The sequence below is a fragment of the Bariatricus sp. SGI.154 genome (assembly GCF_050313795.1).
In the GTDB taxonomy this organism is placed as follows: domain Bacteria; phylum Bacillota; class Clostridia; order Lachnospirales; family Lachnospiraceae; genus CAMBRQ01.
The window spans coordinates 25,769-32,401 of the sequence record NZ_JBNPMC010000038.1; the positions used below are offsets into that span (position 1 = coordinate 25,769).

A 6,633-nucleotide genomic window follows, 5' to 3' on the forward strand; every position below is an offset into this window, starting at 1 on the left:
CTGACAAATGGGCAAACTTTTCCATACTGCCAATATCTTAGCACAAAATGTAGCCTTGTTCAAACATATTTTATTCCCACGAGCAATGAGCCAAGCGCGGGTGCTTGCACACGCATTTGGCGAATGCCGCGAGGGTCAAATACCACGCAACTCTACTGCGCTTCAATTTCGATGCCCGTAGTTTGCTGCGGGGTATTTGACTTTACAAGTACATTATGTAGTGTGGCTGCCAGAATCTCCATGGCATTACGCATCTCCTCCACCGTATTGGTCTGCGCTCCTGCCTCCACAAGAAGAGTTTTCGGCTTAAAATGCATATTATACCGATACCCTCTCAAGTAAATATGACGGGTAAATCCAGGAAATTGATTGGTCGCCGCTATCTGAAGTTGTAATGAAAATGCAAGGTTATCTTCAATATATGGATTCGGAAGATAACTGATATTCCCGTTTGCCCGCGTCCTGCTCAATCCATTGAAAAACATGATCTGTGCAGTTGGTTTTCCATTGATCTCAGTGACCAGATGGGTTCCCTCTGCTACACCATCTCTATGCAGATCAATGACCACCTCAATACTCGGGTTCTCCTGGAGAATCGCCTGAATCTCCGGTTCTGCCAATTCATAAGCCATGCTGCGATCTAATTGTCCATTCACCAGATCATAAACTCCTTCATGATGAAGCGTCTGGATTCCGTAAGTATTATTCAGAAGTTCTGTCAGATATGAGCCGATTCCCACAATTGTCGTATTAACATCCCCTTCCACTGAATCTGCAAATGCCTCCTGAGAATGGGTATGATAAATCAACACTCTAGGTCCATCGCCTGACTGGTCAATCGTCATGTCCTTCCCCATTAACTTCTCTGCATTCAGAAGTTCAGGATCAGCCATCGTATTCGAATCAATCGTATAAAAATTTCCAACCAGATACTCATAGTTCATCAGATTCTCCATCGACGTATCAATTGGTGTTCCGGAGGTCTGTACTACTTCTGGCACCGGGTCATCATTAAGAATCAACTGCCCATTCTCATCCACCGCATTCTCATCATTTGCCTGCTGCGCCACAATCATCTGATAGGTCTCTTGATCTTCCACATCCGTATGGGAAGCTTCCTTTCCCTCCACATATGTTCCAAGCGGAATGAATCCCATTGCCGCCTCCGTTACCCAATCCTTAAGGGACTCTTCCTTCCCTTCCTCAATATATGCAAATCCTGTCAGATATGACCGCTTCGCTTGATCCATTAATATCCGGTTAATCCTTGTCTGACTTCGCTTCTCTATTCCCAGAGATACCCGAATATGCATACAGGCATACACAGCCAGAATTCCCAGGATTATCACAATAATTATACGGCTAATCCGCTGTTTCTGTCCCACATCATCACTCCATCTAAGAACTGCTGTCTGCATTCACACAGACAGCACTTTTTTCACTTCATGTCTTAACACTATATGAGACTTTCTTCCTGATTATGAGCATGTCCTCCCAAAAAGAGCATATTCAGCGCTTCTGATATGGTATAACTGATTCTCTTAACCGTCTCATCAATATCCTTCGGAGTCACAAAGAGACCATTCAGATGCGGAGAGATCAATTCCTTCACCAGTTCATACTTCTCTGCCGCATTGTACCCTTGCATCACCACGCCAACGCCCCGCAGAGTCTCCGAACTTTCCAGCGCCGCAATCAGATTCTCCATGGTATCATTGACAATCGTCGCAGCATCCACTACTGTCGGTACGCCAATGGCAATCACCGGAATCCCAACCGTCTCTTCCGTAATCGCATTCCTGTGATTCCCCACACCAGATCCCGGATTAATCCCCGTATCCGAGATCTGAATCGTCCGGTTCAGTCTCTTAGAACTTCGTGCCGCCAGAGCATCCACCGCTATCATGAGGTCCGGCTTCGTCTCTCGGACAATCCCCTTGACAATCTCCACTGTCTCCATCCCTGTCTGAGCCATCACTCCCGGAACGATGGCACTGATCAGGCGTACATTTTCTTCTCCCATCGCATACTTTCCATATTCTTTCACAATATGCCTAGTAATATTAAGGTTATCCACCACATATGGTCCCAGCGCATCCGGCGTCACCTTCCGGTTTCCCAGCCCCACAACCAGAACAGAGTAATCTTCCTTATCCGCTTTGATAAACCGCTCCAAAAACATTGCAAGTTCCTTCGATATCTCCTCATGATAGTCCTCATCCGGCACTGCCATATTCGGAGCCTCCATCGTAATATAGGTTCCCACTGGCTTCTTCATAATCTTTGCACCATTCTCCGTCTCAATCTTCACGGTAGTCACTTTGATCTCCCGCTCCTCATCGTACTTCTCCTCCAGAGACACCCCCTGAACCTCCACATGATCTGACTCAAACCTCTCCTTATCCTCAAGCGCCAAATCCGTCCGAATACTATACTTCTCAATCATCCCTAATATCCTCCAACTAAATAATCACATATATCCTAGTTTTTACAATATTTTGAGAAATATGTATTGACAGAAATCATTCCTTGCCCTAAAATAAATTCGTATGTTTCGTTAGAACGTCCGTGTCCGGCTCTAACGAATTCAAATTCACAATCGATACAATCGAAATAAAAGATATTGGAGGTGGACAAATTGGCTAATATCAAATCTGCAAAGAAGAGAATCTTAGTAAACGAAACAAAAGCTGCTAGAAACAAAGCAATCAAATCTAAAGTAAAAACTTGCATTAAGAAAGTTGAAACAGCTGTAGCGAACAAAGATGCTGAGGCTGCAAAAGCTGCATTAAAGGTTGCAATCGTTGAGATCAACAAAGCAGGAAGCAAGGGTGTTTATCACAAGAACACATGCTCTAGAAAGATTTCCCGTTTAGCAAAAGCCGTAAACGGAATTGCTTAATAGATAGAGAATATGCGTACAAAAAACAGCCATACCGTCAGTGGCTGTTTTTTTATTTGCATATGATGATCTGACAAATCTTTCGCCTCTTAAAATCTTAATTGATAGGCAACTCTTATATCTACTCCATTGTATATCATCACAATGATTATATTGATTGATAGAAATAAAAATAGTCATTATAATTCTTTCCAATGTTCCTATAAATCTACCGGCATTTTTATTCATCAAAAAAGGCGATATTTTGAATTTATTCATTAAAAAGGCGATATTTTTATGTTTCACAAGGAAACCTCATCTCCACACAGAATTCATCCCCCTCAATCCTCGCCTCAATCTCTCCATTCATCCGTATCACCAGTTCTTTCGCAATAGAAAGACCTAGCCCCGTAGACGTCTTACTTCTGGCGGCATCTGCTTTGTAGAATCGTTCAAACACTTGGCTTATGTCAATATTTTCTGGATTTTTCACCCGGTTACTGATCCGGAACACAACCTGCGCCCTACGATCCACAATCTGCTTATGCAGTTGAATCCTAATCCGTTTTTCTCCGTGATCCAGACCATTTTTAATAATATTCTGGATTACTCTGCGAAGCCCTTGTTCATTCCCCTCCAGATAAAGCAATTCTTCTGTAATCTCAATCTCTGGCATTATTCCAAGCTGCATCCACTCCTCATAATAAGAAAATATCATTTCTTTTAAAATACGATTGATACAGCATCTGGACATTTCCAATTGATAGGAGTCATTTTTCAACTTTGTAAAGGTAAATAACTCTTCTAGCATCTCCTTGAGACTTTCGATTCTCTCCTGAATAATTCTCATATATCGTCTCTGGTCATCCGGACTCTCACTGGTCTCCATGAGTTGGAAATACCCATCCAGAGAAGTCAGCGGTGTACGGATATCGTGAGAAAGGTTGGTGTATGTATCAGCAATGATCTTCTCTTTCTCCAGATATTCCTTTCTCTCCTTTCGTCTCAACGCCAAGAATTCATTCAAAAGTTCCGATAGTTCTCCGATTCCTCCACTATCTATCTCATGCGTAATAATCATATTACTTTCGTTATGAATCAGAAACGCCAATTGGCGGCAGATGTCTTTCACCTGCCGCTGGAATTTCCACAAAATGTATGTTTGTATCAATATGATTCCTGCCAGAATCCCAATTACTATATACATACCCTTATAATCTCACTTTCTATATATCCCTCTTTCTGAATATTGCACTGCCTGCCAGTATCATAACAATGACAAATCCCAGAGCAATCACAACCGCCTGTACACACTCGCTGCCCGTCGGTCCCATTGGAAGCATCGCAATCTTCCCTGTCACTGTATACTCAATCAACTGAAAGTCTTTGGCTCCGGCTTTGTGAATCAGATTATCTACTGCACTGTAGAGAATCATCATCATATTCATACACAGACAGATAACGATTACCATACTGATCACATTGCTTCGAATCACTACTGCAAGTGCCATACTGATAATCACCAACGCATAGTGCAATGCTGTCTGCGCACCCAGATATAGTAAGAATTCTTTTGTATTTCCTAATTCGATCTTTCCAAAGATGATCTGATTTGCAACCACTTGGAGAAGTACATATCCGGCCATGCTAAGAATGGTGTATGCCAGTAATGATACCATCTTGGCAAGCACCAGATGCCCTCGGTTTCTGACCTGCCCTCCGATATTCTTAATATATCCGCTATTTATATCTGCCGTACCAAAGATTACCGCAAAAATCACAAGGAACAACGCAATAAACTTCGCCTGTGTATTCGCATAGAACAAGTCAAACACCGTAACCATTTCTCCCGGCTGCGTAGGAAGGACCACTGTCATTCCAAGATTCACCTGCTCTTCTGCCTGTTCTTCCTCTACTACTGCCTGTTGTCTATTCATTTCTTCTTGTATTGCATCGTAATCGATTTTCGACATATATGTAGTAATTATGACAGCCACTGCCATAATGATCCATATTACATAGAGACTCTTTGTCCGGAACATTCTGTATATATCCATCTTTATCATATTAAGCATTCTGTGCACCTCCTGTCAGATTCAAGAAATAAGCCTCCAGTTCCTCACTGGTTACCTGGATTCCTTTAATTGGAATTCCTGCTTTCGCCAGTTCCATATTAAGAACAGCACTCTCACTTAGCCGTTCAAATATATGGATATGTTCTTTATCTATAACCTGATAGTTGGCAAATCCTAATGCATCCAGTATCGGAAGTGCCTTTTCCGGCTCATCCAGAATCACTTCAATTCTCTCACTGCAGCGGCTCATCAATTCTTCCCGGGTCAATTCCTGCAGCAGACTTCCATTGTGAATGATTCCATAGTCTGTTGCGATCTTAGACAATTCTTCTAAAATGTGACTGGAAATCAAGATGGTCATATTCCTCTCATCTCTTAGTTTCTGGATAATATCTCTGACTTCTGCAATTCCCTGTGGATCCAGTCCATTGATTGGCTCATCCAGAACCAATAAATCCGGTTCACCCACAAGCGCAAGCCCGATACCCAGTCTTTGCTTCATTCCTAATGAGAAATGCTTCGTCTTTTTCTTCCCCACATCAGAAAGACCCACAACACGTAAGATTTCTTCTATATAGTTGTCTTTATGAATACCAAAAAGCTTGCACTTAATCTTTAGATTCTCATAGGCATCCATGTTTCCATATAGCCCCGGTGATTCAATCAGGCAGCCAACCCTGGTACGAATCCTTCCCAGATCCTTGCCTTTGTAACCAAACATCTCGATCTCACCGCTAGTCGGCTTGGCAAGACCGCTGATCATCTTAAGACAAGTGGTCTTTCCCGCTCCATTTCTTCCAATGAATCCATAGATAGCACCTTTCTTAATATGAATGTTCACATGATCCACCGCTTTATGATGTCCATATTGTTTGGTCAGGCCAATGGTTTGTAATAATATCTCACTCATTTCATGACACTCCTTTGATGCGCTTTTATCTGCGTTTTTCTTATCTGCCATTTATATTACGGATTGAATCCTAATCGAACGCAAATAAATAGTAAAAAAAGAGTAAAGATAATCCTCTGATACTATGGGTGAAGCCGGTATCCGATTCCCCATACCGTCTCAATATATTCCTCCTGCGAAACAGCCTTAATCTTCTTTCGGATATTGCTGATATGAACATCTAGCGTCTTCGTCTCTCCCATATACGGCTCTTCCCAGGCATACTCAAAGATATCTTCCTTGCTAAATACTTGCTTAGGACGTCGCAGCAATAGTTCCAAAATGGCGAATTCCTGTCTCGTAATCTTCGGAAGTATCTTTCCTTCAACACTCACCTGAAAGGTATCCTTATCTAGCGTCAGTCCCCGGTAAGTCAACGTATGCTGTGCGGACGTTATGGGAGATTCCTGCGCCGCGTGACGAAGCTGCACCTGCACACGAGCAATGACTTCCTTAATTTCGAATGGCTTCGTAATATAATCATCAGCACCGTTGGTCAGAAGATTAATTTTCTCATCCAGATCTCCTTTTGCCGTCAGTACAATAACCGGTATATTTCCTTTTCTGCGTATCTCTGCCAGAACCTCCTCGCCGGAGATGCCCGGCAGCATCAGATCCAGCATTACCAATGTATATGTATTCATCCCAAGCAGCATACGGGCTTCTGTACCGGAAAATGCCTGTTCACAAGTGTATCCTTCTTTAGAAAGCGCTTCATTTAATAAGTT

The 6,633-nt window shown here is 42.5% G+C and carries 7 protein-coding genes; 1 reads left to right on the plus strand and 6 read right to left on the minus strand.

What is annotated here, in order from left to right; translation table 11 throughout:
* Positions 1 to 152 precede the first annotated feature (152 nt).
* Positions 153 to 1,385, minus strand: a complete 1,233-nt coding sequence (locus ACQRBN_RS14330) for a stage II sporulation protein P (protein WP_427739693.1) — start codon at positions 1,383 to 1,385, stop codon at positions 153 to 155.
* Between the two features lie 71 nt (positions 1,386 to 1,456).
* On the minus strand, positions 1,457 to 2,446 hold the full coding sequence (gene gpr, locus ACQRBN_RS14335) for a GPR endopeptidase (RefSeq protein ID WP_427739694.1): 990 nt from the start codon (positions 2,444 to 2,446) through the stop codon (positions 1,457 to 1,459).
* Between the two features lie 192 nt (positions 2,447 to 2,638).
* Between gpr and rpsT the strand changes: the two genes are divergently transcribed.
* Entirely contained in the window at positions 2,639 to 2,902 is a 264-nt protein-coding gene (gene rpsT / locus ACQRBN_RS14340; RefSeq protein WP_427739696.1) for a 30S ribosomal protein S20, read from the plus strand.
* A 274-nt stretch (positions 2,903 to 3,176) separates the two neighbouring features.
* Here rpsT and ACQRBN_RS14345 read toward each other — a convergent pair whose 3' ends face one another.
* From ACQRBN_RS14345 to ACQRBN_RS14360, 4 genes are all read right to left on the minus strand, one after another.
* A complete protein-coding gene (locus ACQRBN_RS14345) occupies positions 3,177 to 4,088 on the minus strand; it encodes a sensor histidine kinase (protein WP_427739697.1) in 912 nt (303 codons plus the stop codon).
* A 19-nt stretch (positions 4,089 to 4,107) separates the two neighbouring features.
* Positions 4,108 to 4,956, minus strand: coding sequence for an ABC transporter permease (locus tag ACQRBN_RS14350; protein WP_427739699.1), 849 nt, complete (start codon positions 4,954 to 4,956; stop codon positions 4,108 to 4,110).
* Positions 4,949 to 5,866: an ABC transporter ATP-binding protein gene (locus tag ACQRBN_RS14355; RefSeq protein WP_427739701.1), complete on the minus strand. Its 918-nt coding sequence runs from the start codon at positions 5,864 to 5,866 to the stop codon at positions 4,949 to 4,951. The genes ACQRBN_RS14350 and ACQRBN_RS14355 overlap by 8 nt, the downstream gene beginning before the upstream one ends.
* A gap of 122 nt (positions 5,867 to 5,988) precedes the next feature.
* A partial coding sequence (locus ACQRBN_RS14360) for a response regulator transcription factor (protein ID WP_427739702.1) occupies positions 5,989 to 6,633 on the minus strand: 645 nt, incomplete at its 5' end.